Raw genomic sequence first — 23,545 nt, forward strand, 5'->3', positions numbered from 1 at the left:
TGTTCATGGTACGCCCGGCAGACGGGCGCTGCAATACTGTCGAAACGACCAGATACAAATATTCCCGGCTATGTGCACAGCCTCACTTGCGCCGCGTGGCGCGCAGCAAGGTGCCGGCGGCGTTGTCTTCGAAGCGGCCGGCTTCTTCTATATAGCCCTGCACGGTGCCGTCGTGGCGCCAGCCACCCTGCCGTTTGATGTCGCGAAAATTGGCGCCGGCGCGGTGCGCGCTGGTGGCCATGCCGCGCCGCAGGCTGTGGCTGGACAGGTCGGGCACGTAATCGAGGCCGGCGAGGCGCGCGCACTGTTCGAGGATGGTGTTGACGCTGCCTTCGTGCAGGGCGGCGCCGGACACCTCGCCCCATTTGCTGATCGGGCGGAACACGGGTCCATCGGCAATGCCGGCGGCGGCCAGCCAGGTGCGCAGCGCGGTGGCCGGGCAGCAGGCGCCGTCGCCGTAGGGAACCGCCTTGACGATGCCCTCCCCCATCTGGTCGGTCTTCGAGCGCGGCAGGGTGATGGTCAGGCCTTCGCTTTGCCAGCCGAGGTGGCTTGTTTCGATGGCGACCAGTTCGCTGCGGCGCAAGCCTGCGAAAAATCCGATTTGCAGCAAGGCGTTGTCGCGCGCGGCCTTGAGGGTTGCCAGGCCGGCAAGGTGGCCGGCGATGCGTTCGAGGTCCTCCACAGGCAGCGCCTTGGCTTTCTTCTTGGGCTTGCCGTTGGTGCGGGCAATGCCGGCCAGGGTTTTGCGCACCGTGGGGGTGGACGCCGGGTCGGTAAATCCCTGGTGCACGTGCCACTGCGACAGCGCGGTCAGGCGCAGCGCCAGGGTGCGCGGATTGAGCGAAGCGGCAAACGCCAGCAGGTAGCGGATCATGGTCGGCTCGTCGGCCGGCAAGACGCCGCCCCAGGTCAAAAAGTGCTTGATGGCCGAACGGTAGGCGCGGCGCGTGTTGTCCGAGGTGGCGGCGGCCAGGAAGGCGCGGTGCTGCGCGTTCAGTTCGGCATCGAAGGGCGTAATGGCGTTACGCAGGAGCGTTATGGCACCAGCGGACCCGGCTGGAACGAGAGCGAATTCATCAGACATGGCAAGACGCGGCAAAACGCGATTTGTAACGGGTATTACGCAGCATACCACGACCGGGCGACGCATAAGTCACGATAACATCTCTTATCGCGACTAATAATTTGACACGTTTGGAATCCTTTTTATCGTAATATAGTATGATATTACGTAACACGTAATACGTTATCTTATCCAGGAGTCTCAAAATGGCACGTGCCGGCATCCTCTATTCTCATGTTGCAGCCGCCGCTGCCGGTCTCGCTGCCGATAACAAGAATCCCACGGTGGACACCGTTCGCGAAGCCCTTGGCGGTACGGGTAGCAAAAGTACGATCGCGCCCATGCTCAAGCGCTGGAAGGAAGAACACCAGCAAACGCCCTCGCCCGCCAGCCCCGGCGTGCCGCCCAGCCTGCTGCAAGCTGTTAAAGGGGTGTATGAGTCGATCAAAACGGATTTTCAGCAGGATCTGGACCTCGAAAAGATCGCCCACGCCGCCGGGCTGCGCCAGCTGGCCGATGAGCTTGAAAAATCGCGCGTGCAACAGGCCGCGCTTGAGCAGCGCGTCAATACACTCGACAGCGAGCTGGCCAGCGCCAACACCACCATTTCGCACATGCGCCAGGCCAATCACCTGCTGACGGTCGACCTGGCCGGCGCGCGCAGCGAACTGGCCGGCGTGCAACAGCGCCTGTCCGACCGCGCCGCCGAAGTGGCCGCCCTCAACGCCCAGCTGACCCAGGCGCGCGCCCAGTTCGACCATTACCACGAGGCCACGGCCACCCAGCGCGCCGAGGAACGCCAGGCTTACGAGCAGCGCGCCGCGCTGGTGGAGCGCGAACTGGTGACCTTGCGCCAGCAGCTGCTGCACCACAAAGGCCAGGCATCCCAGTTTGCCGGCCAGTTGTCCCAGGCCGGCAGCGAAAACGCCCGCCTGCATCAGGCTGCCGAAGCGGCGCAGGGCGACGCCGCCCGTGAACGCAGCGCGGCCGAGCGCGCGGCTTTCCAGGCCTCGGCCCTCTTGGCCCAGCTCGATAAATTGCAGGCGCGGCACGACGCCATGCAGGTGCAAGTAAATGAAAGCAGGATTGCGCTGGCAGTCAGGGCGCGCGAGTCGGAGATGGTGGCCTTACGATTGGAACAGGCCGAACGCGAAGCGCAGGCCGGCATGCAGGAAAAGCAGGCGCTGCTGCGCCAGTTGACGGTGCTCGAAACCGAGCTGCGCCAGGAGCGGGAACTGGCCCGCCAGCGCGACCTTGCGCCGCCCGCGTCAAGCCAGCCCGACCCATGATCGCCGCCCGCGACAGAGTCACCAATGAATGTCTTGATTTCTTTGGCTGCAGCGGCCGAGCGTTGCGCCAGATTCCGCACTTCGCTGGCGACTCTCGCGAAACCTCGGCCCTGTTCACCGCCTTGGCCGCCTCGACAGCGGCGTTCAGGGCAGGATGTTGGTTTGAAATGCGATGCCGTCGATCACGCCGATAATGTCGACGTTCCTTTTTGACGACACATGAATTGCCCCCATGGTGTCGATCACCTGTGAAACGACCACGCCGCCCTTTGACGCAACGTCGGACGCGGACACAGCCAATTGATTGGCCTGGCGCGCATTGTCGGCGGACACAACGGCAACGTTAAGGCATTACGCTGCAGATGCTCCAGACATAACTTGTCTGGCCAAAAACCAGATGATGATATATGTTGGGAAAATGAAAAAACTATCGATTATCTGCCTTTTCCTTGCTGGGTGCGCGTCATCCCATTTCTGCAATGCGCAAGGATTGCCTGGTCTGGAGCACAAAAACGATTCCGCCATTACAACGACGTTGCTTACTCCGGACATTGGCGGAATCAAGCAGGTTGTCGAAGTGAAAACAAACGACGTGAACAAACCCATCCTCCTGTTTGTGTCTGGCGGCCCAGGTAGTTCAATGATGAACAGCTCAGAAAGTTTCACCGCGACGCTGAGAAAAAGGTTTACGATCGTTCAATGGGACCAGCGTGATGCCGGGAAAACCCTCAAGCTCAACGCTTCACCCGTCGCGCCCTCGCTTGAGCTGATGCAGAAGGACACCGTCCAGATCATCGAATTTATTCGCAAAACTTACCGTAAGGAGAAGATCTACTTGCTGGGAAGTTCATGGGGGAATGTGCTCGGCTTTTACATTGTCAAGCACCATCCTGAAATGCTGCACGCGTACTACGCTGTCAACCCTGTCGTCAGCCAACTGGCCAGCGAAAAGGAACTGCTTGCAATCCTGAAACGCCATCTCCAGGAAAACGCCGAGGCAACACGCGAACTGGCTGGGGTGCAAATTCCGTTCACCCGCGACGAAGACCTGTTCTATTTAAGGAAATGGCTTTTCTTCAAGGAAGGGAAGACGTTTGCGACCACTGAGGACTTCAAGGTGAATTTTCTTCAATGGTCGAAACGGTGGTCACCCGTTTGGAATCAGGTGATGCAGATCGATTTGCCAAAGAGCTTAGCGAAGGTTGATATCCCCACGTATTTTTTTGTGGGCGGACATGACATTCAGACCTCGACCAACATCACTCAGGAATATTTTCTCAACATCCAGGCGCCGAAGAAGGAACTGTTTCTTTTCGAAAAGTCAGGCCACCAAATTCACCAGGATGAACCGCAGCGCTTCCAGGATACGATCATTCGCACCTTGGATGAGGGCCAGCCAGGCTATGCGCTGCCCCCTACTTCGCCGCACCCACGCTGATAGCGTGCGGGAAAGCCAGTTTTATTGGGGAGGCCGGACTCCAGAGTTGCCTGCCGGCCCAATGGGCCCGCTTCATCCGTCGAATCAGGGCCTTGTCGTACTCCGGGGCCGGGTCGAGCTCGAACACATCGGTGCGCACACTGCCGACCTTGCCGGCCGTCCCGCTGGTAATCGTGATCGTGTGCGCGGAAGGATCGAAACGCAGCCTGGTCTCCTCCGTATTGAGGTCATGGAGATACAGGCCGCCGTCGCGAACCTGCACCGCCCACCAAGCATCGCACTGCGCAGTTGGCGCATCCCACCAGTCGCATGCCATGGCGATCTGGATATGCCGTTTGTCCAGCCTGCTTATCTCGAGACGTGCCTTGGTAAATTTCCACGCCGAGTCTGGCGTGGTGGTCGACGACACCAGCGTGTACTTGCCCTGTATCGCCGTCCCCAGGTCCTGGACCTGGGCCTGCGCCCCCGTCACCAGAACCAGCGACAGCGCGCCAAGCCACGCGCGCAACTTCATTTTGCCAATGTGCATACAAACTTTCAAGATAGTGTGGTTCGGCGCTGATCGCCGCATTCTCTCATTCTACCGCCTGCCACATCGCCGCTGCGCCGCGCCCGCGCTACAATCATTGCCGGCCCCGCATCCTGATGCGCCACCCTGTCCAGCAAGCCAATCGAAATGGAGCACGATGATCACGCCCGACCCGCTTGAAGCGCTGAAAGAAGCATTCCAGTCCGATGACGGCTTCCTCGTCGAACTGCGCTGCTTCGCCCGCTGGAACAAGGCCGCCTTTGCCCGCCTCGTCGCTGCCATGCAGCACTATCTTCAAAGTGTCGAACCCGGCGAGCATGTCGAGCGCTGGATTGCCGAAGGTTTCTGGATGCACGACGCCATGGTCAGGGAGCTTTCCCGCTCCACAACGCGCAGCGCGGCGGAACAAGTCTACTACGACGCGGCGTACCAGCGCCTGGGCGAACTGGCCGGCTGGTTCTTCACCGGCCAGTCGCCCTGGCAGGACGGCGCGCCGCCCTTCGATGCTTGAACCGAACCGCTTACGCGGCAGCGTCGCGGTGGGGAATCTCCAGCCCTTTCACCACCGCCGGCCGCGCCACGAACTGCTCCAGCGCGCGCGTCACATGCGGAAAACCGGCGATGCCAACCAGGTCGCCCGCTTCATAAAAACCGATCAGGTTGCGTACCCACGGGAAGATGGCGATATCGGCGATGGTGTAGTTCTCGCCCATGATCCAGGTGCGCTGCGCCAGCCGCTCATTGAGCACGCCGAGCAGGCGCTTCGACTCGGCCACGTAGCGATCGCGCGGGCGCTTGTCTTCGTAATCCTTGCCGGCGAACTTGTGGAAGAAGCCGAGCTGGCCGAACATCGGGCCGATGCCGCCCATCTGGAACATCACCCACTGGATGGTCTGGTAACGCCCTTCGGCATCCGGCGGCAGCAACTGGCCGGTCTTCTCGGCCAGGTAGAGCAGGATCGCGCCCGATTCGAACAGCGCCAGTGGCTTGCCGTCCGGGCCATCCGGATCGATGATCGCCGGGATCTTGTTGTTCGGATTGAGCGACATGAATTCGGGCGTGAGCTGGTCGTTGTGATCGAAGCGCACCAGGTGCGGCTCGTACGCCAGAGCGGTTTCTTCGAGCATGATCGATACCTTGACGCCGTTCGGCGTCGGCAGCGAATACAGCTGGATGCGCCCGGGATGCGCGGCGGGCCATTTTTTCGTGATCGGGAAGGTCGACAGGTCGTTCATAGCTCACTCCTTGAAAGCGGTTCTGGAGACGCTCCTCGTGGGAGCATCCGGCCCGACAACATAGCAGAAATTTCATGTTTGCTGTTGTTGCGCCCTCTCCGCACGCCAGGCGATGAGCAGCGCCGCCGCCAGCAGCGCGCAGGCGAGTACGAAGGTCCTGCGCAGGCCGGCCGCCACCGCCTCCGGCGGCGCCGTGAGCGCCTGCGCACCGAACGCGAACACGGCGCCCATCAGCGACGCGCCGGTGACCAGCCCCAGGTTGCGCGCCAGATTGAGCATGCTCGACACCACCCCGCGCTCGTTGGCGGGCGCCGAATCCATCAGCGCGCTATTGTTCGCCGCCTGGAACAGCGCATAGCCGATCGTCAGCACCACCAGCGGCGCCACATAGCCCGCCACGCCGCCAGAGGCCGGCAGCAGCGCGAGCGCCATGCTCGCGGCCAGCATCAGCACCAGGCCGGCGATGGTGACGCGGCGCGTGCCGGCGCGGTCGGCCAGGCGCCCCGCCGGCACCCCGGCCAGCGCCGCCGCCAGTGGCCCCGCCGACAGCGCCAGGCCGACGGCGGCCGGCGTCAGCGCGAGCGTGCGCGCCAGGTAAAACGGCCCCACTACCAGGGTCGCCATCATCACCGTCGACACCAGCGCCGTGGTGCCGAGGCGCGCCCCGAGCAGGCGGTTGCGCAGCAGGGCCAGCGGGATCAGGGGCGATGCCGCCCGCGTCCCGGCCCGCACGAACAGCCACGCTCCCACGCCGGCGGCCAGCAGCAAGGCCAGGTTCAGCGTGCCAACGCTGCCGCCGCCGGCGCTCATGGCCAGTGCATAGGCGCCCAGGGTCAGCGCCAGCAGCAGCGTGCCGGCGGCGTCGAAGCCGGGCCGCTCGCCGCCCGGGCGCGCCGGATCGGGCGGCAACCCGCGGTAGGCCAGCAGCCACGCCGCGATCCCGAGCGGCACGCTGGCCAAGAACAGTGCGCGCCAGCCGCCGGCGCCGATCAGTAAACCGCCCAGGGCCGGCCCCATTGCGGTGCCCACGGCGGACATGGTTCCCAGCAGGCCCATGACGCCGCCGGTGCCGCCTTGCGACGCCGCGCCGGCCGCAAAGCTCATGGCCAGCCCCATCATCGCCGCCGCGCCAAGTCCCTGCAAGGCGCGCGCAGCGACCAGCCACGGCAGCGCCGGCGCCAGGCCGCACAGGAAGGACGCCACCGTAAACAGCGTAATACCGGCCAGCAGCAGGCGGCGCCGCCCGGCCAGGTCGCCAAGCCGGCCGATGCCGACAATGAGCGTGGTAACGGCCAGCAGGTAGGCCAGCACGATCCACTGCACCTGCCCGACGCTGGCGCCGAACGCCTGCGCCACGGCCGGCAAGCCGACGTTGGCGATGCTCGTGCCCAGCGCCGACAGCAGCACGCACAGCGCCAGCGCGGCCAGCATCGCCGGCTGCCTCACGCGAGCAGCCAGACCGCTTCGAGCGCCGGAAAGCGGCCTTTGAAGCCGCCCGCCACCTCGGCCTTGTCGAGCAGGGTCAGTGCGTACGCGTGGCCGTAGCGCTGCCGCACCTCCTCGTCGCCGATCGAAAACGGCGGTCCGGCCATGATGGCCTGGTCGTACTGGTAGCAGATCAGCAGTTGCGGCGCCTGCCGTGCCAAATGCGTCACATGCGCCGCGTAAGGCGCGCGCATCGGTTCCGGCAGCGCGACCAGCGCCGCCCGGTCGTACACCGCGTCGACCGCCCCGAGCAACTCGCCCGACAGCGAAAAAATGTCACCCACAAAAATATCGATGTCCTGCGCGTGGTAGTGCAGCAGTTCGCCCGCGCTGCTGACCATCGGCGTCACGCCCAGGCTGGCAAACAACTGGTCGATGGCCAGCCGGCTCAGTTCAATGCCCGCCACGCGATGGCCCTGGGCCAGCAGCCAGTGCAGGTCGAGCGACTTGCCGCACAAGGGCACGAACACGCGGCTGCCGGGCGCCAGTCCGAGCCGGCCAATATGTGCCAGCATCAGCCGGTTGGGGGCGCCCTCGTGGAAGGCGATCTCGTTGCTTGCCCATTTGCGGTGCCAGAATTGCTCGTCCATACAGATATTCCCCCGGTTGAGCATGCCGCCAGCCGGCACGCACAGCCAGTCTATCCGCCGCCCGCGCATGGCGGAAGACGCACCGGTTGCACTTTATTACTGCACCAGACGCCACACCAGCAGCCAACGGCGGTCTTCGGGGGGAGGTGGAGTGGAACGGATCGCGCCATTGTTGTGTCGGGTACAATCGACGGCAAACGGCCAGGAGCGGTCGTTCGAGCGCTGTTCGCAGCGCCAAAGCACTTACTTAAGTCAGCGTTCCGGTTTTTTATAATGAGGAGGTAGACCAACGTGATCCAGCTTGACCCTGATTATGCCGTTTCGGATATCGATACGCTTGAGAGACTTTATGGTGCGCCTGCTGCTGCATCGGTGAAGAAGGAAGTCGGCTACGTGCATCCGCAGTATCGGAAATTTATCGAGGCTGCGCCCTTTGTACTCCTCGCAACCAGTGGATCGGAGGGAATGGATCTGTCGCCGCGCGGCGACTCGGCCGGATTCGTCCGCATTCACGATGCGAACACCTTGCTCCTGCCGGACCGGCGGGGAAACAACCGGATAGATAGCTTGCGCAATATTGTTCATGACCCGCGCGTTGCTCTCCTGTTCTTGATACCTGGGATTGGGGAAACACTTCGGGTTGTGGGCAAAGCATCGATTCACCTCGACCCGGACTTGCTGACGACATTTTGCGTTGATGGGAAGCCCCCTCGGTCCGTGTTGCTGATCAAGGTTGAATCTGTTTTCTTTCAGTGCTCCCGTGCAGTGCTGCGCTCGCACCTTTGGGATCCTTCCATGCACGTCGCCCGGGATGATCTGCCGAGTCCAGGGAAGATTCTTGCGGAGCTGAGTGATGGGGCAATTGATGGTCTGAAGTACGATGCCGACTTGCCCGAGCGCCTGAAATCCACGATGTACTGACGATGTTGGTCTACCACATTTCATCGCCACCAAATGGTCGCGATCCGGCGCTCCGATGGCGGCATGATCGGAGTGTGCCGGTGGTACCAGCCCGGTCACGACCGGCTGGTGTCGGCCAGGAGCGGACTTTCCTGCCGTACCGGCTGTGTTTGCTGTTTTGCGGATCTCGCAATCTGATGTCGAAAGCATTTTATGAACCGGTTTTACCCTCTTACATTGACGCTTCTCCTTGCCGCATTTTTTTGCTTGATTCGTACGAGTGCCGGTGCGCAGGAAATCCATAAATGGACCGACGCAAACGGCAAGGTGCATTACGGCGACCGCGCCTCAGCGCCGGATACCAGCACCAAAATAAAGGTCTCAATTACTGCATCGAATCAGCCTCCAGCTGTACCGGCATCGGCCACTAGCGCGCCGCGCCCTTCTCTATCACCGCCGCGTCTCAATTCGCAAAAAAAACCCGTGCCTGTGGATCCGGCCCTTGTAGGGCCAGAATGCAGAGGCCTGATCGAAAAGATCGCAGCTGTCCCCGCTGGCAAGAACTGGGAATTGCTGTACCGGCAGTTCGATAGGGCCTGTCCCGGCATCGCTTACGAATGCGTGGAATATCAGTCCAGCCCACAGAACAATCAATGCATCTGGGTTAAGAGATCGGGAAGTAGAGTCCTGAACACGAATAGGTACCCATAGTCGAGGACGATCGGATGAGCTGGTTCGAAGTGAGCCGTGAGACAGAATTCCTCGGAATCTCAAGCCGGTTAGCTCCGGTTCTTCGAGCTGCAACTTCCGCTTCGGGGCGGTTGCGGCCGGCGGCGCATGGTCGTGGCGAACTGAATCTACGTCAGTCAGCGGGCTAAAAAGGGCACGCGGCGATTGATGGAACGCGCTATCTTGAAAAATGCATAGCATATTCAGCCTTGCATTCGCCGCTCGGACGCCACTAAAATATTGCATGCTTATCCGACACTTCCAGCCTTCTGACGCCCCCGCGCTGCGCGCCGTTTTCCACGATTCCATCCATGGCCTAGCCAGCGCAAACTACAGTGCCGCTCAACTGGATGCTTGGGCGCCTGCCGAGCATGATACGGATGGGTGGCTGCGCCGTATGGAGGCGATCGCGCCACTGGTCGCGGAAATCGAGGGCGAACCGGCTGGCTTTGCCGACCTGCAGACCGATGGCTACATCGACATGTTTTTCGTCTCACCGCGGCATGCCCGCCGTGGGGTTGGTACTGCACTCATGCGCCGCTTGCTGGACGCCGCCCGCGAGGCCGCTCTCGCATCCATCTATTCAAACGTGAGCTTGACCGCCGAGCCATTTTTTGCCCGGCACGGCTTCACGGTGGAGCGCTGCAATGAGGTCGCCGTGCGTGGGGCGGTGCTGAGGAACGCCACCATGCGGCGGCGTCTCGTGGAAACTCGGAGCCTTGATTAGCGATCGTTGCAAGTGCCAACGTCCGCATTGGGGCGACAGCTGTCGAGATCGCAACATACCGCAGCTGTCGAGTACAATCGGCAGTTGTCGGTCAGAAACTGACGTTCCCGCATGCGTGAAAACGTCAACGAAAGCACATATGATCAACCAGTTTCTTCCCTCGATCGATGGGATGCGTGCCGATGGTGCGGTGCTCCTGCTGAAATGGGATGGCGAACGTTCGGCCAATCGCTGCACGGTCGTCATTACGAAAGTCGAGGTTGACTACATTTGGCGCCAGGATTCCGACGACATGGCGCAGTCGCTACGTACAGCGTTGGCTGATTACAGGCCTCCGCAGGGGATCTGGTTTCGGCTGCCGCCGGCCAGTTCGTAAATCTCTAGCCACACTCTCATTCATAAAATGTCCCGCAAATCGCCCAAGTCAGCCACGAGTTCAGGTCAATATGTACCGCACCCCCGTTACGGCTCGTCGCCACGTCCGTCTGGAGTGAAGATTTCCGAGACTGACCTTCGACTGGGCTTTTGGCGACTGCATGGAGATACCTTATTCCCTGAAACGGCTCTGATTGCGGATACCAGTAAGCAAAATTTTTCAATCTACCCAAGAAAATATTACGTCGATGCCCTGAGAAGCTGCCGTAGATGTCACCGTCCGTTTATTTTCTTCGCAAAAGAGCAGCGCTATTGGTTTGAGACGCTGCGCTTCTTCGTGGATGCGGACTGCGTGCATTGTCCGGACTGCCGCCGTGAGTCGAGGACGGTGCAACGTCGATTGCGTAGGTACTCCGACCTATTTGCAAAAAACGAACCGAGCCGCAAGGAATTGATGTTCCTGGTTGATGACGGCACCTACCTCCTCGCCCATGGCGTTCTTAAGAACTTGAGCAATCTTGGCTCGGTGAAGAATCGGGCAATGAAGGATATTTCAGAGTACCCAGGGATCGCCTGCCTCGCGGAAGCGATCAAAGCGGCACGGCATGTGCAGAGCGAGGCGTGATCAATTATTTCGCGGCCAAAGTTACCCAAACATCCGGTTGTGAGCAACACGAAGTGTATCAACTGCGGCATTGGGGCGACTACGGGCGTGGCCCTTGTTCTTAAGCATCCGTTTGCTCGGCCATTTCGAGAGCGTCATATAGAGTAAACAAATGAAACAAAAAATTAAGCTCGTTATCTCATTGTTTGCCGCTGCACCTGCCTTCTGTTCAGCAGCGAATTGGCAGCTAGCCGTCATCACTGATAATGGAGGAAAATTTTATATTGACAGCGAGTCGATTACTAAGGTCGGACCGTATTACAAGGCGTGGTCAAAAGAAGAATACCTGACGCCGGACGAAACCAACTCCTTCCCGAAAAAGCAGTTCATGGGCGGAAAACTTCTGTGGTACTTCGATTGCAAGCGCAATTTATCGGCGCCCGTGCAGAGGGTTTTATACGCCGGACCTGGCGCTTCAGGAGACATTGTCGAGTCGCGGTCCAAAAATTTTAGCCCTGATTTGCTGCGAGATGCTGCGCCGGAGACTGCGCACGAGGGATTACAGATGGCGGCCTGCGCTTCGCCAAAATACCGTGCCCTTTTGCACAAACAACTGAGCGAGCAATAATTCCCCAGTTTTTGCGGTTTTAGGAGTTCCTGCTAGCAGCGTCGCGATTACCTGACTGGGCTCGAACATGCCGCAAATTTCCTCATGCAATCCTCCTACCGAAACCTTATCGTTTCCAAGAGCTTGCAATGCACTTCAAAAGGTAATCGCTGCTCGAGACAACGCACGGGAAAAAGTGTGAATTGCATCCTCGTACATTGCGATTTACATAGGCGATGTCCGCTTTGGGGCGTTACCGGTCATTCAAAGTTAATCCTGATCGTGCCATCTTCGGCTGAGACGTTGAATTTTATGGAAAGCAAAATCAGGTCTGCGCCTTGCATGTACGGCGTTGTTCGACCGCAGCTTTGCATAACCACGCACTTTCCATAAGAATGGTGGTGCAAAGCTCTGCATAACCGTTCCACTGCACCTCAAACCTCTATTGTCAACGTATGTCCATGCCCGACCTGAACCTCCTGATTACCCTCGACGTGCTGCTGGCCGAAGGCAGCGTGGCGCGCGCCGCGCGCCGCTTGAACCTCAGCCCCTCGGCCATGAGCCGGGCGCTGGCGCGCCTGCGCGAGGCCACCGGCGACCCGCTGCTGGTACGCGCCGGACGCACCCTGGTGCCGACGCCACGCGCCATCGCGCTGCGCCAGCAGGTCAGCGAACTGGTGCACGACAGCGTGGCCGTGCTGCGTCCGGTCGGCACGCTCGACCTGGCCCAGCTTGCGCACACCTTCACCATCCGCACCAGGGAAGGGTTCGTGGAGAATTTCGGCGCCGAACTTATCAAGCGGGTGCGGGCCGACGCGCCCGGCGTGCGCCTGCGTTTCGTGCCCAAGCCCGACAAGGACAGCAGCGGCATGCGCGACGGCAGCGTCGACCTGGAAACCGGCGTCATCGGCAAGTCCAGCGGCCCGGAAATCCGCACCCAAGCCTTGTTCCGCGACCGTTTCGTGGCCGTCGTGCGCGCCGGCCACGCCCTGGCCGCAGGCGCGCTCACGCCCGCAAGCTATGCGGCCGGCGAGCACATCGCAGTATCGCGCCAGGGTGGCGAAAAAAACGTTGTCGACGACGCCCTGCTGGCGCTGGGACTGGAACGCAAGGTTGTCGCCATGGTGGCCGGCTTTGCGCCCGCCCTGGCGCTGGCGCGCGCAAGCGATCTGATCGCTACCGTCCCGGAACGCCACACCGGCCTGCTGCGCGACGGCATGCACAGCCTCGCCCTGCCCTTTGCGCTGCCCGAATTCACGGTGTCGATGCTGTGGCATCCCCGGCTCGATGCCGATCCGGCCCAGCGCTGGCTGCGTGGGCACGTGCGCGACGTCTGCGGCCGCGGGTAAGCCGGTTACGGGATCAGGTCGCACTCGACCAGCTTGCTGCCTCTTTTCCTGAGCTCGACATGGGTCACCTTGCCGTGCGCATCGAGCTCAATGGCAAAACCCCGGTCATCCGGCGTCGTTCCGGAATAAGAAAAACTCTTCCCAGGCATCATCATCAGGTAATCGTGTTCCAGCGTGCTCAAATCGTAGCTCTGCGCGCCGATCGTCAAGGCGCCATTGGCGATGACATAGTCAGCCTGCTCGGACTTGCGGGTTTTCCGGTTGCGGCACGTCATCCTGTTCTTTGCATCGAGCAAACCGGCATACTGGGCATAGATGCTGCGCGTACCGGGCCGTACCTTGGTGGCGAGCCGGCACTCGATCTCGGCAACCCCGGCGCGCTTGACCCCGTCCTGAAACTCGTGGACGCCAAAAATGTACTTGTCAACGTAGACGGTCACCGACAGCAAAGATTCACCGCTGACTTCGCGCGACAGGCCGATCGAGGCCACCGTTCCACGCCGCAAATCGGCCGTGATACTACCGGCCCGCATCATGCCGTCCGCAGTGACGATCAGCGGCCCGAGTTTTTTCGGGACCGGATCGGGCGGAATCTGCATCGACTCGCACTGGGTAGCGTAGTTTCCCGCCGCAGCAGCCAGGATCGGCGCCCAAACATCGAGTCTCGCCTCTTCCGGCTTGCTGGCCGGCGCTGTCGGGAGGGCAGGCGCGGCGACGGCGTCGTCTGCCGCCGCCACCTGCCGTGCCTTGTCGCCGCATGCGGTCAATAGCATCAGGACCGCTAAACAGATCACTGGCGCATGGCGTCGACGGGGCTTGGGCATAAAAATCTCGGCAAAAACTAGAAAAGTGGACGGCACGGCATGTGCGCGGAGCGGGAATTGTACCGGATGCCCGCCTTATTGTAATTTAACTAAGAATGTCATTTGCCATCGTTGCTGATCCTGCCTGCTCCGCCGGGACGAATTCAGCCAGGCGCGGCGCCAGCCCTGAGGCGCAGCGGCGCGATGGCGCTGGTGCGCCAGTCTTGCCGTGTTCGTTTATAGTGCTGTTCACGATCCGAACCCCTTGCCAATCATGCCACTCAGACAGCACCTCACCACACTCGCCGACGGTCAACCGTACCGCCATGCCGTGTTCTACAAGCTTCCCGGCGGGCTGCGCTTTCGCATGGCCGAGGGCGGCGGGCATTTCGCCGGCGTCCTGACGGCGGTGCGCAAGGCCACCATCGTCTGCGAAGACGTGTTCGCCGGCGCCGATACCATCCTGGTGCATCTGCAACGTTATGCCACGGCCAACCGGTTCGACCTGCGCCCGACGCTCAAACAGCTCAGGTTGGCTGGCATCGCCCTTCCGCGTGCGCGCGAGATCTGGACCGAACCGGTGCCGCGCAGCGATCCGGACGACGATGACAGCTGGTGGCTCAATGCGCTCTTCGAACTGCCCAGGTCACACCTGGCCAGCCTGCTGTGGTGCGCGTTTGCCAAGGACATGTGGGAGTTGCAGCCCAACCCGCATTGCCAGGTCTACCTGATCAACCCGGCGACAGGGCTCATGGCGCATTCCTATGACGACCGGGGCATGGACGTGGTCGGCACCAGTCACGAGGCGCTGCGGCAGATTTACACCGCGCATCATGCCTGGCTGCTCGAGTACGACCTCGAAACGATGGACCGCAGTTTCGCCACCCCGCCTTCCGCCTGAAATCCTTTCTTGAGGTACCAAAAACCACAGCGCGAAAATATATATAAGCGCTTATATAATAGATGCTAAGATAGCTACATGAAACAAGGACTTGGAACGCAATTGCGGCACCTGATCGAACTCCTGGACGGCGCCGTCCTGCAAGCGTATGTGGAGGCGGGCCTCGATTACCGGCCGCGCTACACGCCTGTGATGCGGGTGCTGGCGCAGCAGCCAAGCGCGACCATCGGCCAGTTGGCCGAGCTGGCCGGCATCACGCAGCCGGCGGCGACGCAGACGGTGGCGCTGATGAAAAAGGAAGGCATCCTGCTGGTCGTGGCCGGTGGTGAAGATGGACGCCAGCGCGTCGTGCGCCTGAGCCCGCAGGGCGAGCAACTGCTGCCGCGCCTGCAAGCGTGCTGGCAGGCGACCAGAAACGCCGCCGACAGCCTCGATGCGGAACTCGACTACCCCTTGTCCGGCTGCCTGGCGCAAGCCATTGCCGCACTCGGACAGCGCTCCTTCGGTGCGCGTATTGAAGAAGCCAACCAGAAAACCCGTTCAACCACCTGACGAAAGCGATGTATGGAACAGTCCCTGAGCATGCCGAGCGACAAACCAAACCTGACAGCGCGCCTGATGGCGCATCCCGTAGTCCGCATCGTGCTGGGCATCGTGCTCACCTTCGGCGCCGTCCCATTGGTGATGATCGCCGCGTCCAAGCTGGTGGAAAAACCCTACCGCATCGTCTGGCCGCAATTGCTGGCCGCCGTGCTGGTGTGGTTCGGCTACCGTTTTTATGTGCGCCGCATCGAGCAGCGCCAGCCGACAGAACTGGCCATGGCGGGCATGGGCAGGGAACTCGGCCTCGGCCTGCTGATCGGCGCCGGGCTGGTGGGCCTCACCTTCGCCACCCTGGCGGCGCTGGGCGTGTACCGCTTCGGCGGGGTCAATTCCCCTGGCACGGTGCTCATGCTGGTGCCGCTGGCCGAGCTGGTGCTGGTCGGCATGGCCGAAGAGATGATATTTCGCGGCATTATTTTCGGCGTGGTCCAACGTTCGCTGGGCAGCAAGGCCGCCATCGTTATCTCGGCGTTGCTGTTCGGGCTGGCGCATATGCCAAACGACGGCGTGTCGGTCCTGGCGATCGCGGTGATTGCCGCGTATGCCGTCATGCAGGCCGCGTTGTACATGAAGACGCGCCGCCTGTGGATCTGCATTGGCACCCATGTGGCGTGGAACTACTGCGTCAGCCAGGTGTTTTCGTCGACCGTATCCGGCCATGCCGCTGGCAGCGGACTGCTGCGCGGCGAGCTGGCCGGCAATAGCTTGCTGACCGGCGGCGCCTTCGGTGTCGAAGCCTCGCTGGTGTCGCTGGTCCTGATCAGCACTGTTGCGGTGTTCTGCCTGTATTCCCATGCTGTTCGGCGTCCGGCGCTCGCTCCTGCTGCGAACGGCTGACGACGATCAGGCTGGCGTATCAGGCGATGACGGCAAGGGGGTGCATTTGATCAGGTTTCCGCCCATCTTCCTCATCTCAAGAGCCTTGGTTTTGCCATGGGCATCGAGGTCAAGGTGAAAGCTGCTGGCATCGTCGGATTGTCCCATATAAACAAAACGCTTTCCGGGCCACATGATGAGGGTTTCGCTTTTCAGCGTGCTCAAGTCAAAACGCGTTGTCCCGATTGTGAACAAGCCGTTGTCCATCTGGTAGTCAGCCTTGGTGACTTTGCGCGTCCGCGTGTGCCGGCATGTCAGCTTGCCCGCGGCATCGAAATAGCCGGCTAGCTGGGAATAGATGGTCCTGGTGCTCGGCGGAACCTTCTCGGCAAGACGGCATTCGAAACTATTGGGCCTGGTTCCGAACGCGGCTTGCTTGGTGCCGTCTTCCTGCTCAACCATGCCCAACGAGACCGTGTCGGAAGAGACGCTTAAGGACATCCGGTGCACGCCGCTCATTTCCCGCGACCGCCGGACTGAAACCACGTTCGCGGGCCTGATGTTGCCGGTGATGTCGCCGGCGCGCAGCGAGCCATCCGCAGCGATGAGCAGCGGTCCATTTTCCTTCGCTACCGGTTCAGGAGGAATACTCATCGATTCGCACTGTGCCACATAGTTTCCTGCCGCGACAGCGAGAAACGGCGCCCACAGGTCAGTCCCCGTTGCAGTCGACGTGCCGCCGGGCACGCTCCGGACCGCCGTCCCGGCCGGTTCGACGTCAGTGGAGGAGGCATGGCAGGAGGTCGAGACCAGCGCGATGGATAAAAACGTCAACAGCGCACTGTGCTGATGGAGCATAGGCATTGAATATCTCCGGGAAATCACGAAGACTTAACGACATTTAAATTGCAACGCATCAATCGTGTTCTGACCCTACCGATCGAGTCTTCCACAAGTTTCGCATAGCCGTCAGTCCCGCCATTGCTCTTCTTCCCGGTATTAAAACCAATTTTCACGAGAGCTCTGCTGAATTCTCCCGCATCCGATATCCCACGCAATTTGTCACCGTAGCTTTTGGCGAAGGAATCACACGCAACGCTAAAGTTCGGGAACACCGCCATTTTCACCTTTGGATCAAGTAGCGCTGTAATAGTGCCAATCTGAAAATACGCAGGTGCGTGCATCGAAAAGAAATTCATGCCTTTTTCAGCAAATCGGCCTTCCCCATGTCTGCACTCGTGTGCAGCCAGGCCAAGGATATTCTCGGTGGGCATATGGAGTTTATCAGCAAGTTCCTTGGCATCTTGCTGGTGAAGCGCGACGAAGAATTTGCCATGTTAAGCCTTGGTATAAATTATTTAAAGATGCAATTTTATCACCATTGGCCAATGGGTTGCGCTGTACATTCGGTTGGCCCAGCACTTTAATATGGCGGTATACGGGACGATATATTCCAGTATAGTGTCAGCATGGATATCAATCAAATTATCGCCCGCCGTATCAGCGCGCTCCGCGTCACGCACAAATTGTCATTGGAGGCACTGGCGACGCTGAGCGGTGTCAGCCGCTCCAACATATCGCTGATTGAACGCGGACAGAGCAGCGCATCGGCGACCGTGCTCGACAAACTGGCCGGTGCGCTTGGCGTGACCGTTTCTTCGCTGTTCGACGACCGCGATGCGCAAAGCGCTGCGCCCTCGCCCCTGTCGCGTGCACCTGAGCAGCGCGTGTGGACCGATCCCGCGTCGGGATATCTGCGCCGTATGCTGTCCCCGGCTGCGCCATCCTCGATTCAGCTTGTCGAAGTCACGTTCCCGCCGGGCCAGCGCGTTATCTACGACGCCGCCGTGCGTCGCTCGGACATGGATCAGCAGATCTGGATAATCGACGGAATCATGGAAATCAGCGTTGACGACCGGCACTGGCGTCTGGAGACAGGCGATTGTCTTGCCATGCAGGCGGACCAATCCTTCGTCTATTCCAATCCGGCCTCATCGGCGGCACGCTACCTGGTCGCCCTGTCGATTCCCGCATCCAAACCCACCAGGAGAAGCGAAGCCGGGTGAGCCCCCCGCGCCTCCCGCAATAAGTAGCATGCCGATCGATCGTCCCGCACCGCCAGGTAAAACAAGGATAAAGATGCTTTCTTCTTCACCCACGACAATCACCATCGAGACACCAGATCAGCCTGACGTGATCGCCCTCATTGCCGAGCTCGACGCTTACCAGGACAGCCTGTATCCGCCAGAGAGCCGGCACGCTCTGGATCTGGCGTCGTTAAAGCAGCCGAATGTCTTGTTTGCCGTTGCCAGGGACGGTATGGGCGCGGCGATCGGCTGTTGCGCGCTGGTTCTCTGCCCTGGATTTGGTGAAATCAAGCGCCTGTACGTTAACCCTTGCGGGCGTGGCCACGGCATCGCCAAAAAGCTCCTGGCTCTGCTGGAAGCACGGGCAATCGAGGCCAACTGTCAATTGCTCATGCTCGAAACGGGACCGTACCAGCCACAGGCACTGGCCCTGTATGCGGCAGCCGGGTATCAGCGCCGCGGGCCGTTTGCAGATTATACGAACGACCCGTTAAGTGTGTTCATGCAAAAGAATATCTTGCTCTGATATGTGGTTTCGTGCGTCAAGATGCATTACGGGGCGGCGATCCTGGCAATCAGCTTGCCATTGTTGCCACCATCAAAAAGTCGTAAGAAAGCCGTTGGAATGCTCTCGAAGCCGTCCACAAAATGCTCGCCATATTTGATTTTACCTGCGGCGACCAAGGGTGCAACTTCAGCGAGGAAGTCCGGCATGCTGTCAAAGTGATCCGGCAGCGCAAAGCCGCGAATCACGATAAAGCGGTATAAAAATGCCTTTAACAATTCCGGCAGCCTGTTCGGTCCCTCAGGTGCGCCGGGGAACCCGTATTGCGCGATGGCGCCGCAGATCACAATCTGCGCCCGCATATTAAAATACGGCATCAACGCCTCGAAGATATGCCCGCCGACATTCTCGAACAGGGTATCGATGCCATTCGGCAGCGCACGGGCCAGCTGCGCCGCGAAATCAGGGGCCTTGTAGTCCACCGCGTCGGCGAGGCCAAGCTCCTCCTTCAGGTAACGCACTTTTTCCGCGCCCCCGGCGATGCCTACCACGCGCTGGCCTCTGAGCTTTGCCAGTTGCGCCACTACGGAACCGACCGAGCCGGCGGCAGCCGTGACGACGAAGGTGCCGCCAGGCAGTGGATCGAGGAATTTGTTCAGGCCTACCCACGCGGTCAGACCAGTGTGCCCGAGGACACTCAGTGCCGCCGACATGGGCGCCGCTGCCGGATCGATCTTGCGCAGGTCGGCGCCATTCGACAATCCATATTCCTGCCAGCCTGACCAGGTGACGACATGGTCGCCGGCGGCGAAATCCGGATGCATGCTTTCTTCAACGACGGCAATCGTCGGCCCCGGCATCGGCTGACCGATATCGATCGGTGGCAGTTCACTGGAAGCATTTCCCATCAAATTGCGCTGATAAGGATCGAGCGAAATCAAGGTGTTACGAAAAAGCACCTCGCCGTCCCCCGGTATTGGCCGAGGATGCGAAACAACATTGAAGTCAGTTACTTTGGCATTGCCGTCGGGACGTGCAGCAAGAACGATCTGGCGGTTGGTCGGGTTTTTCAAAAGACTTCCTTTGTGTGGGGTATTGACACGGATGCGGGCACCTGGCAATGCCTGGCTCGCCAGACCACTATTCTGTAACGATCAGCACATAAATCATATCGAGGGTGCAAAGCGCTGTCAACAAGTTTAATATAACGATTGACACATAATCTGGAGCGATATGAACACTGGCTCTGCGCCAACCTCCCGCACCCGTGGCCGCCCGCGCGCATTCGACCGTGCCGCAGCTCTGGCGAAGGCGACACGCCTGTTTTGGGAAAAGGGATTCGAAGCCACCTCGATGGCCGACCTCACAACCGCCATGGGCATTGGTTCGCCCAGCCTGTATGCGGCATTTGGCTCGAAAGAAGCGCTCTACGTTGAAACGCTCGACTACTACCGCGACACCTATCAGGCACTCATCTGGAGCAATTTCTTTGCAAAGCCTACGGCGCGCGAAGCGCTTGCATGCTGGCTCGACGATTCCGCCGCCGCACTGACGGGATCGCTAGTCGACATTCCGCGCGGGTGCATGGTCACCCTGTCGGCTGTCGGTAGCGAGGGGTATACCGAACTGGGCGAGTTGGTGCGCTCGGCGCGCGCGGTCACGCTTGCGCGCCTGACTGAGCGCCTTCAGCGCGCGGCCGACGAAAAAGAGATAGCGACCTGCGTCGATGTGCATGCACTTGCCAGATTCATGCAGACGGTACAGAGCGGCATGTCTATCCTCGCCCGTGATGGCGCCGACCGCTCCGAACTCGACGCGGTGGCCCGGATCGCGATGCTGGGATTCGATGCGCGTCTGGCGCATGCGCCCTGACAGGCGGCGCGGTGGCACACCCGCTGCCGGCATGCGCACGAGCTGTTGGAGGTCGGTCGCGAGTTTTGTCAGGCGCTCATCATCAGGGGCAGCCTAACTGCGTGCGTGCATCGTCGTCGCTGGCGAGTGCTTTACCGGTCTTCGCGGCAACGTGCTTTTGAATTGCAACTAACGCGGCGAAGGTATAGCGTTCGCAGCTTTCCGTATCCCAGACATCGCCGCTGGAGGTATTGACGGCGTAATGGCCCTGCGTGCTGGTTCCGTAGACCACACCGAAATGGAGGTAGCCCGGAACAACTGGCTTGCCATCAGTGAGCCACGGACCGTCAATCGACAATGCCGGGGATGCCATCTTGTATCGCTCGTGCTTCATCACAACGCGTAAAACCTGCTTCGATTGAGCAAGCGTCAAACCGGAAGGATTGACGCTCCTGACACCGAGCGACTGTGCTAACGCTGGGAGACAGGTCACCACGCCCCAGACAGTGAATAACGCGCATTTACACAGCATCATCATTTTCAATGTCCCTGTACCTCTTGCTATTTAGATCGACTCAGCAAGACAGCCAAGTTCGTTGCGCGCGTCCTCATCGTTGGCGAGCTGCTTGCCAGTCCGCTCCGCGATACCTCGTTGGATTTTCGACAATGCGGGGAAAATATAGCGTCTGCAGCTTTCGGTTTGCCAGACATCACCCGTGATGATGTTAACTGAGTAATGCCCTTGCGTGCTGGCTACGTATACCACACCAAAGCTGTGATATCCCGGAATGGAAGGCTTCCCGTCCGTCAACCAGGGACCGTCGAGCCAGAGACGCGAATCGGACGTCTTAAAACCTTCCTGTTTTAACACCACAAGCAAAACCTGTTCGGCCTGATTTGCCGTCAAGCCGGTCGGCTTGACGTTCTTCGCGTTAAACCGCGCCCCAAACGCCTGCGAGCAGACAAGCAGGCCGGCAAAAGTGGCCGACAATGTGAGCCGCGCTATCAACGCCATGACAATCCCAATCTGATTAGCTTGAACGTCGACGGCATTTGCAAGATCGCACGCCGATGATTGTTTTTTAAAGATGTTATTTTATCACTGCAAGCGTACCTGCCAGATCAGATTTAGCCGGCGTACTTCACCAAGGATCATGAAGACAACCCGAACGGCGTAAATACGCTGCCAGCACTACTGGAATATGATCGATCCAGCCATGCGCGTCAAAGTCCGGGCCCGGTGCAACGCATGAACACCGCCTCGCCTCAAGCGGCAAAAACCCGCCGGCGCATGACGCGGGCGGGCTGTTTGCTCCCCAAAAAGCCCGGCTTAACGCAGGTTGAGCGCCTCCGACAGCGACCACTTCAGTGGTTGTCCGCTGGCGTCGGTAATCGTGGTCAGATCGCCGAAAATGCGCCCCTGCATGGTATCCGGCAGGCGCACGAAGTTGGCGTTGCCGACGATCGAATCACCGTGGGCGAAGCCCCAGGCAAAGAATTTCAGCGTGGCGATGGTCTTTTCCGGATTGTTGGTCGCTTGCGAAGCAACGATGAAGGTGCCCGACGTGATCGGCCATGTGCTCGGGCCGACCCGGTCGGTCAGCATTTCTTCGTATTTGGCCTGGGTAGCCCACGGGCTGTTCAGCAGCGCGGCCGTAAAGCCCTCCGCGCCCGGCGCGACAACCTTGCCGTCATGGTTTTTCAGGCGCGTGAACGCCAGTTTGTCTTGCACCACGTACTGATAATCGACGTAGGCAATCGCTCCCGGCGTCTGCTTGAGCGCGCTGACAGCGCCGTTGCTGCCGTTGACCTGGGTCACGCCACTGGCCCAGGCAACCGTAAAGTTACGGCCGTAGGCTTGCTTCCAGGCCGGGCTGACTTTGCTCAGGTAATCGCTGAAGTTATAGGTCGTACCCGAGCCATCCTGGCGCGCGATGACGCTGATGCCCAGGTCCGGCATGGCCACACCCGGATTGGCGGCGGTCAGCTTCGGATCGTTCCATTTGGTGATCTTGCGCGAAAAGATGTCGGCCAGCAATTCGCCGGTCAGTTGCACTTCGCCGCGCTTGAGTCCTGGCAAATTGACGACAGGCACGACGCCCGACACGGCGCTCGGGAAACAAATCATCTTGCCGGCCTTGAGGTCGGCTTGCGACGGTGCGATGTCGGTCGCGCCGAACTCGACGGTTTTTGCCTTGACCTGCTTGATGCCTTCGCTCGACCCGTTGGCCTGATAGTTCAGTTTGAGGTTTTGCGATTTGCCGTACACATCGGCCAGCTTGACGTACAGCGGCTGCGCCGCGGACGAACCGGCGCCGCTGATATCGATGGCGTGCGCCGCGAAAGAGGAGAGAAATAATGACAAAGTTACAGTAGTTTTTACAGCGGAGAACATAAATTCCAGGGGTCTTGAAGTAATCGGAAACGCGCCGGCTGCATGGCAGCCAGGAAACGAGCAACCGAAGATAATAACAGATGTACAACACCCATACAATCCGTGTAAATACTTAGTTTTGCTTAAAATCAGAGAAAATCTCCAAATAAACAGCCACTTATGCGCAGTGCATAAAATATCTCTGGTGCATGATCGGCATCATGCACCGAGCGTGCCACCGCCGCTGCTGTTACAATCGCCCCATGCGACGTTTGTTCATTATTTTCATGCTGCTGATCTTTCCGCTCCAGGTGAGCTGGGCGGTTGCGAGCGCATATTGCGCGCATGAACCTTCGTTGACTATCTCGCATCCCGGGCATCACGAGCACGCGGGCGACGATCACGCCAGCCACGACAACTCCCCGTTCGGCATCGACCAGGATTGCGGCGACTGCCACTTCACCAGCGTCGGCATCACCACCTCCACCAGCGGCACCATCGCGCCGCCGCCCACGGCTTACGCCCATGCGGCGGACGCCGCGCGTTGCGGCACCTTGCGTCCCGCCCGTCCCGAACGTCCCAAATGGCAAGGCCCTGCCTGATCCGGCTGCCGCTGCCGCACATCTGATACCAGCCCAAGCGCTGGACGTCACTGCCGTAATCGACACCTGCACCGCTGGCG

General features: G+C 60.3%; 29 protein-coding genes and 1 pseudogene. 17 read left to right on the plus strand and 13 right to left on the minus strand.

Annotation, left to right across the window (positions count from 1 at the left end):
- Positions 1–82: 82 nt before the first annotated feature.
- Complete coding sequence (locus F1609_RS29215; RefSeq protein WP_167080662.1) at positions 83–1,087, minus strand: site-specific integrase; 1,005 nt, start codon at positions 1,085–1,087, stop codon at positions 83–85.
- 185 nt (positions 1,088–1,272) lie between these two features.
- Here F1609_RS29215 and F1609_RS29220 point away from each other — a divergent pair, with 185 nt between their 5' ends.
- Entirely contained in the window at positions 1,273–2,355 is a 1,083-nt protein-coding gene (locus F1609_RS29220) for a DNA-binding protein (protein WP_167080664.1), read from the plus strand.
- Here F1609_RS29220 and F1609_RS34130 read toward each other — a convergent pair.
- Positions 2,325–2,685, minus strand: a pseudogene (locus F1609_RS34130) (methyl-accepting chemotaxis protein); the annotation flags it as partial. The gene F1609_RS29220 and the pseudogene F1609_RS34130 overlap by 31 nt on opposite strands.
- Positions 2,686–2,773: 88 nt before the next feature.
- Between F1609_RS34130 and F1609_RS29230 the strand changes: the two are divergent.
- Positions 2,774–3,793, plus strand: a complete 1,020-nt coding sequence (locus tag F1609_RS29230) for an alpha/beta fold hydrolase (protein WP_167080668.1) — start codon at positions 2,774–2,776, stop codon at positions 3,791–3,793.
- Here F1609_RS29230 and F1609_RS29235 read toward each other — a convergent pair.
- Complete coding sequence (locus tag F1609_RS29235; RefSeq protein ID WP_167080670.1) at positions 3,771–4,322, minus strand: hypothetical protein; 552 nt, start codon at positions 4,320–4,322, stop codon at positions 3,771–3,773. The genes F1609_RS29230 and F1609_RS29235 overlap by 23 nt on opposite strands.
- Positions 4,323–4,479: 157 nt before the next feature.
- Here F1609_RS29235 and F1609_RS29240 point away from each other — a divergent pair, with 157 nt between their 5' ends.
- Positions 4,480–4,833, plus strand: a complete 354-nt coding sequence (locus F1609_RS29240) for a hypothetical protein (RefSeq protein ID WP_167080672.1) — start codon at positions 4,480–4,482, stop codon at positions 4,831–4,833.
- A 10-nt stretch (positions 4,834–4,843) separates the two neighbouring features.
- On the opposite strand, the gene F1609_RS29245 is transcribed toward F1609_RS29240, so the two are convergent.
- The 3 genes from F1609_RS29245 to tmpT form a co-directional block, all read right to left on the minus strand.
- Positions 4,844–5,557 carry a glutathione binding-like protein gene (locus F1609_RS29245; RefSeq protein ID WP_167080674.1) on the minus strand — a complete coding sequence of 238 codons (714 nt, stop codon included), beginning with the start codon at positions 5,555–5,557 and terminating at the stop codon, positions 4,844–4,846.
- 72 nt (positions 5,558–5,629) lie between these two features.
- Positions 5,630–7,003 (minus strand): MFS transporter, encoded by a 1,374-nt coding sequence (locus tag F1609_RS29250; protein WP_370661685.1) that lies wholly within the window; start codon positions 7,001–7,003, stop codon positions 5,630–5,632.
- On the minus strand, positions 7,000–7,632 hold the full coding sequence (tmpT, locus tag F1609_RS29255) for a thiopurine S-methyltransferase (RefSeq protein ID WP_167080676.1): 633 nt from the start codon (positions 7,630–7,632) through the stop codon (positions 7,000–7,002). Before tmpT ends, F1609_RS29250 begins: the two co-directional genes overlap by 4 nt.
- A gap of 294 nt (positions 7,633–7,926) precedes the next feature.
- On the opposite strand from tmpT, the gene F1609_RS29260 reads away from it, so the two are divergent.
- From F1609_RS29260 to F1609_RS29290, 7 genes are all read left to right on the plus strand, one after another.
- Positions 7,927–8,553, plus strand: a complete 627-nt coding sequence (locus tag F1609_RS29260; RefSeq protein ID WP_167080728.1) for a pyridoxamine 5'-phosphate oxidase family protein — start codon at positions 7,927–7,929, stop codon at positions 8,551–8,553.
- A 192-nt stretch (positions 8,554–8,745) separates the two neighbouring features.
- Entirely contained in the window at positions 8,746–9,243 is a 498-nt protein-coding gene (locus tag F1609_RS35445) for a DUF4124 domain-containing protein (RefSeq protein ID WP_167080678.1), read from the plus strand.
- A gap of 262 nt (positions 9,244–9,505) precedes the next feature.
- The gene (locus tag F1609_RS29270; protein ID WP_167080680.1) at positions 9,506–9,988 is read left to right on the plus strand and encodes a GNAT family N-acetyltransferase; all 483 of its coding nucleotides are present in this window, start codon (positions 9,506–9,508) and stop codon (positions 9,986–9,988) included.
- Between the two features lie 139 nt (positions 9,989–10,127).
- Positions 10,128–10,364, plus strand: coding sequence for a hypothetical protein (locus tag F1609_RS29275; protein WP_167080682.1), 237 nt, complete (start codon positions 10,128–10,130; stop codon positions 10,362–10,364).
- Between the two features lie 114 nt (positions 10,365–10,478).
- Positions 10,479–10,988, plus strand: coding sequence for a zinc-ribbon domain containing protein (locus F1609_RS29280; RefSeq protein ID WP_167080684.1), 510 nt, complete (start codon positions 10,479–10,481; stop codon positions 10,986–10,988).
- A gap of 151 nt (positions 10,989–11,139) precedes the next feature.
- Positions 11,140–11,595, plus strand: a complete 456-nt coding sequence (locus tag F1609_RS29285; RefSeq protein ID WP_167080686.1) for a surface-adhesin E family protein — start codon at positions 11,140–11,142, stop codon at positions 11,593–11,595.
- 434 nt (positions 11,596–12,029) lie between these two features.
- Positions 12,030–12,923 carry a LysR family transcriptional regulator gene (locus F1609_RS29290; protein ID WP_167080688.1) on the plus strand — a complete coding sequence of 298 codons (894 nt, stop codon included), beginning with the start codon at positions 12,030–12,032 and terminating at the stop codon, positions 12,921–12,923.
- Between the two features lie 5 nt (positions 12,924–12,928).
- Here F1609_RS29290 and F1609_RS29295 read toward each other — a convergent pair whose 3' ends face one another.
- Complete coding sequence (locus F1609_RS29295; RefSeq protein ID WP_167080690.1) at positions 12,929–13,747, minus strand: hypothetical protein; 819 nt, start codon at positions 13,745–13,747, stop codon at positions 12,929–12,931.
- Positions 13,748–14,000: 253 nt separating this feature from the next.
- Between F1609_RS29295 and F1609_RS29300 the strand changes: the two genes are divergently transcribed.
- From F1609_RS29300 to F1609_RS29310, 3 genes are all read left to right on the plus strand, one after another.
- A complete protein-coding gene (locus F1609_RS29300) occupies positions 14,001–14,627 on the plus strand; it encodes a DUF3885 domain-containing protein (protein ID WP_167080692.1) in 627 nt (208 codons plus the stop codon).
- 78 nt (positions 14,628–14,705) lie between these two features.
- The gene (locus F1609_RS29305) at positions 14,706–15,179 is read left to right on the plus strand and encodes a MarR family winged helix-turn-helix transcriptional regulator (RefSeq protein WP_167080694.1); all 474 of its coding nucleotides are present in this window, start codon (positions 14,706–14,708) and stop codon (positions 15,177–15,179) included.
- 12 nt (positions 15,180–15,191) lie between these two features.
- The gene (locus tag F1609_RS29310) at positions 15,192–16,067 is read left to right on the plus strand and encodes a CPBP family intramembrane glutamic endopeptidase (RefSeq protein ID WP_229422126.1); all 876 of its coding nucleotides are present in this window, start codon (positions 15,192–15,194) and stop codon (positions 16,065–16,067) included.
- A 6-nt stretch (positions 16,068–16,073) separates the two neighbouring features.
- On the opposite strand, the gene F1609_RS29315 is transcribed toward F1609_RS29310, so the two are convergent.
- Together F1609_RS29315 and F1609_RS29320 are read right to left on the minus strand one after the other, a co-directional pair.
- A complete protein-coding gene (locus F1609_RS29315) occupies positions 16,074–16,910 on the minus strand; it encodes a hypothetical protein (protein ID WP_167080696.1) in 837 nt (278 codons plus the stop codon).
- 17 nt (positions 16,911–16,927) lie between these two features.
- On the minus strand, positions 16,928–17,320 hold the full coding sequence (locus F1609_RS29320; protein ID WP_167080698.1) for a glucosaminidase domain-containing protein: 393 nt from the start codon (positions 17,318–17,320) through the stop codon (positions 16,928–16,930).
- 195 nt (positions 17,321–17,515) lie between these two features.
- Between F1609_RS29320 and F1609_RS29325 the strand changes: the two genes are divergently transcribed.
- Positions 17,516–18,112 carry a helix-turn-helix domain-containing protein gene (locus tag F1609_RS29325; protein WP_167080700.1) on the plus strand — a complete coding sequence of 199 codons (597 nt, stop codon included), beginning with the start codon at positions 17,516–17,518 and terminating at the stop codon, positions 18,110–18,112.
- Positions 18,113–18,185: 73 nt separating this feature from the next.
- Positions 18,186–18,659 carry a GNAT family N-acetyltransferase gene (locus F1609_RS29330; RefSeq protein WP_167080733.1) on the plus strand — a complete coding sequence of 158 codons (474 nt, stop codon included), beginning with the start codon at positions 18,186–18,188 and terminating at the stop codon, positions 18,657–18,659.
- A gap of 26 nt (positions 18,660–18,685) precedes the next feature.
- On the opposite strand, the gene F1609_RS29335 is transcribed toward F1609_RS29330, so the two are convergent.
- A complete protein-coding gene (locus tag F1609_RS29335; RefSeq protein WP_167080702.1) occupies positions 18,686–19,711 on the minus strand; it encodes an NADP-dependent oxidoreductase in 1,026 nt (341 codons plus the stop codon).
- Between the two features lie 160 nt (positions 19,712–19,871).
- Between F1609_RS29335 and F1609_RS29340 the strand changes: the two genes are divergently transcribed.
- Positions 19,872–20,510, plus strand: a complete 639-nt coding sequence (locus tag F1609_RS29340; RefSeq protein ID WP_167080704.1) for a TetR/AcrR family transcriptional regulator — start codon at positions 19,872–19,874, stop codon at positions 20,508–20,510.
- Positions 20,511–20,592: 82 nt separating this feature from the next.
- On the opposite strand, the gene F1609_RS29345 is transcribed toward F1609_RS29340, so the two are convergent.
- From F1609_RS29345 to pstS, 3 genes are all read right to left on the minus strand, one after another.
- Complete coding sequence (locus F1609_RS29345) at positions 20,593–21,027, minus strand: Tgi2PP family T6SS immunity protein (protein ID WP_167080706.1); 435 nt, start codon at positions 21,025–21,027, stop codon at positions 20,593–20,595.
- Between the two features lie 27 nt (positions 21,028–21,054).
- Positions 21,055–21,504, minus strand: a complete 450-nt coding sequence (locus F1609_RS29350) for a Tgi2PP family T6SS immunity protein (RefSeq protein WP_167080708.1) — start codon at positions 21,502–21,504, stop codon at positions 21,055–21,057.
- Positions 21,505–21,819: 315 nt separating this feature from the next.
- Complete coding sequence (gene pstS / locus F1609_RS29355; protein WP_229422127.1) at positions 21,820–22,854, minus strand: phosphate ABC transporter substrate-binding protein PstS; 1,035 nt, start codon at positions 22,852–22,854, stop codon at positions 21,820–21,822.
- 365 nt (positions 22,855–23,219) lie between these two features.
- Between pstS and F1609_RS29360 the strand changes: the two genes are divergently transcribed.
- Positions 23,220–23,465, plus strand: a complete 246-nt coding sequence (locus tag F1609_RS29360; protein ID WP_167080712.1) for a hypothetical protein — start codon at positions 23,220–23,222, stop codon at positions 23,463–23,465.
- The last annotated feature ends 80 nt before the right edge of the window (positions 23,466–23,545 follow it).

It is taken from the genome of Massilia aquatica (assembly GCF_011682045.1).
Lineage (GTDB): Bacteria > Pseudomonadota > Gammaproteobacteria > Burkholderiales > Burkholderiaceae_D > Telluria_A > Telluria_A aquatica.

What these genes read in the sequence shown, in the direction of transcription:
- F1609_RS29235 (WP_167080670.1), bottom strand. Translation starts at nt 4,322, where the DNA reads ATGCACATTGGCAAAATGAAGTTGCGCGCGTGGCTTGGCGCGCTGTCG.
- F1609_RS29215 (WP_167080662.1), bottom strand. Translation starts at nt 1,087, where the DNA reads ATGTCTGATGAATTCGCTCTCGTTCCAGCCGGGTCCGCTGGTGCCATA.
- F1609_RS29345 (WP_167080706.1), bottom strand. Translation starts at nt 21,027, where the DNA reads ATGATGATGCTGTGTAAATGCGCGTTATTCACTGTCTGGGGCGTGGTG.
- F1609_RS29320 (WP_167080698.1), bottom strand. Translation starts at nt 17,320, where the DNA reads ATGCCCACCGAGAATATCCTTGGCCTGGCTGCACACGAGTGCAGACAT.
- F1609_RS29330 (WP_167080733.1), top strand. Translation starts at nt 18,186, where the DNA reads ATGCTTTCTTCTTCACCCACGACAATCACCATCGAGACACCAGATCAG.
- F1609_RS29315 (WP_167080696.1), bottom strand. Translation starts at nt 16,910, where the DNA reads ATGCCTATGCTCCATCAGCACAGTGCGCTGTTGACGTTTTTATCCATC.
- F1609_RS29305 (WP_167080694.1), top strand. Translation starts at nt 14,706, where the DNA reads ATGAAACAAGGACTTGGAACGCAATTGCGGCACCTGATCGAACTCCTG.
- F1609_RS29310 (WP_229422126.1), top strand. Translation starts at nt 15,192, where the DNA reads ATGGAACAGTCCCTGAGCATGCCGAGCGACAAACCAAACCTGACAGCG.
- F1609_RS29270 (WP_167080680.1), top strand. Translation starts at nt 9,506, where the DNA reads ATGCTTATCCGACACTTCCAGCCTTCTGACGCCCCCGCGCTGCGCGCC.
- F1609_RS29295 (WP_167080690.1), bottom strand. Translation starts at nt 13,747, where the DNA reads ATGCCCAAGCCCCGTCGACGCCATGCGCCAGTGATCTGTTTAGCGGTC.
- F1609_RS29340 (WP_167080704.1), top strand. Translation starts at nt 19,872, where the DNA reads ATGAACACTGGCTCTGCGCCAACCTCCCGCACCCGTGGCCGCCCGCGC.
- F1609_RS29300 (WP_167080692.1), top strand. Translation starts at nt 14,001, where the DNA reads ATGCCACTCAGACAGCACCTCACCACACTCGCCGACGGTCAACCGTAC.
- F1609_RS29230 (WP_167080668.1), top strand. Translation starts at nt 2,774, where the DNA reads ATGAAAAAACTATCGATTATCTGCCTTTTCCTTGCTGGGTGCGCGTCA.
- F1609_RS29275 (WP_167080682.1), top strand. Translation starts at nt 10,128, where the DNA reads ATGATCAACCAGTTTCTTCCCTCGATCGATGGGATGCGTGCCGATGGT.
- F1609_RS29245 (WP_167080674.1), bottom strand. Translation starts at nt 5,557, where the DNA reads ATGAACGACCTGTCGACCTTCCCGATCACGAAAAAATGGCCCGCCGCG.
- F1609_RS29350 (WP_167080708.1), bottom strand. Translation starts at nt 21,504, where the DNA reads ATGGCGTTGATAGCGCGGCTCACATTGTCGGCCACTTTTGCCGGCCTG.
- F1609_RS29285 (WP_167080686.1), top strand. Translation starts at nt 11,140, where the DNA reads ATGAAACAAAAAATTAAGCTCGTTATCTCATTGTTTGCCGCTGCACCT.
- F1609_RS29220 (WP_167080664.1), top strand. Translation starts at nt 1,273, where the DNA reads ATGGCACGTGCCGGCATCCTCTATTCTCATGTTGCAGCCGCCGCTGCC.
- tmpT (WP_167080676.1), bottom strand. Translation starts at nt 7,632, where the DNA reads ATGGACGAGCAATTCTGGCACCGCAAATGGGCAAGCAACGAGATCGCC.
- F1609_RS29240 (WP_167080672.1), top strand. Translation starts at nt 4,480, where the DNA reads ATGATCACGCCCGACCCGCTTGAAGCGCTGAAAGAAGCATTCCAGTCC.
- F1609_RS29290 (WP_167080688.1), top strand. Translation starts at nt 12,030, where the DNA reads ATGTCCATGCCCGACCTGAACCTCCTGATTACCCTCGACGTGCTGCTG.
- F1609_RS35445 (WP_167080678.1), top strand. Translation starts at nt 8,746, where the DNA reads ATGAACCGGTTTTACCCTCTTACATTGACGCTTCTCCTTGCCGCATTT.
- F1609_RS29325 (WP_167080700.1), top strand. Translation starts at nt 17,516, where the DNA reads ATGGATATCAATCAAATTATCGCCCGCCGTATCAGCGCGCTCCGCGTC.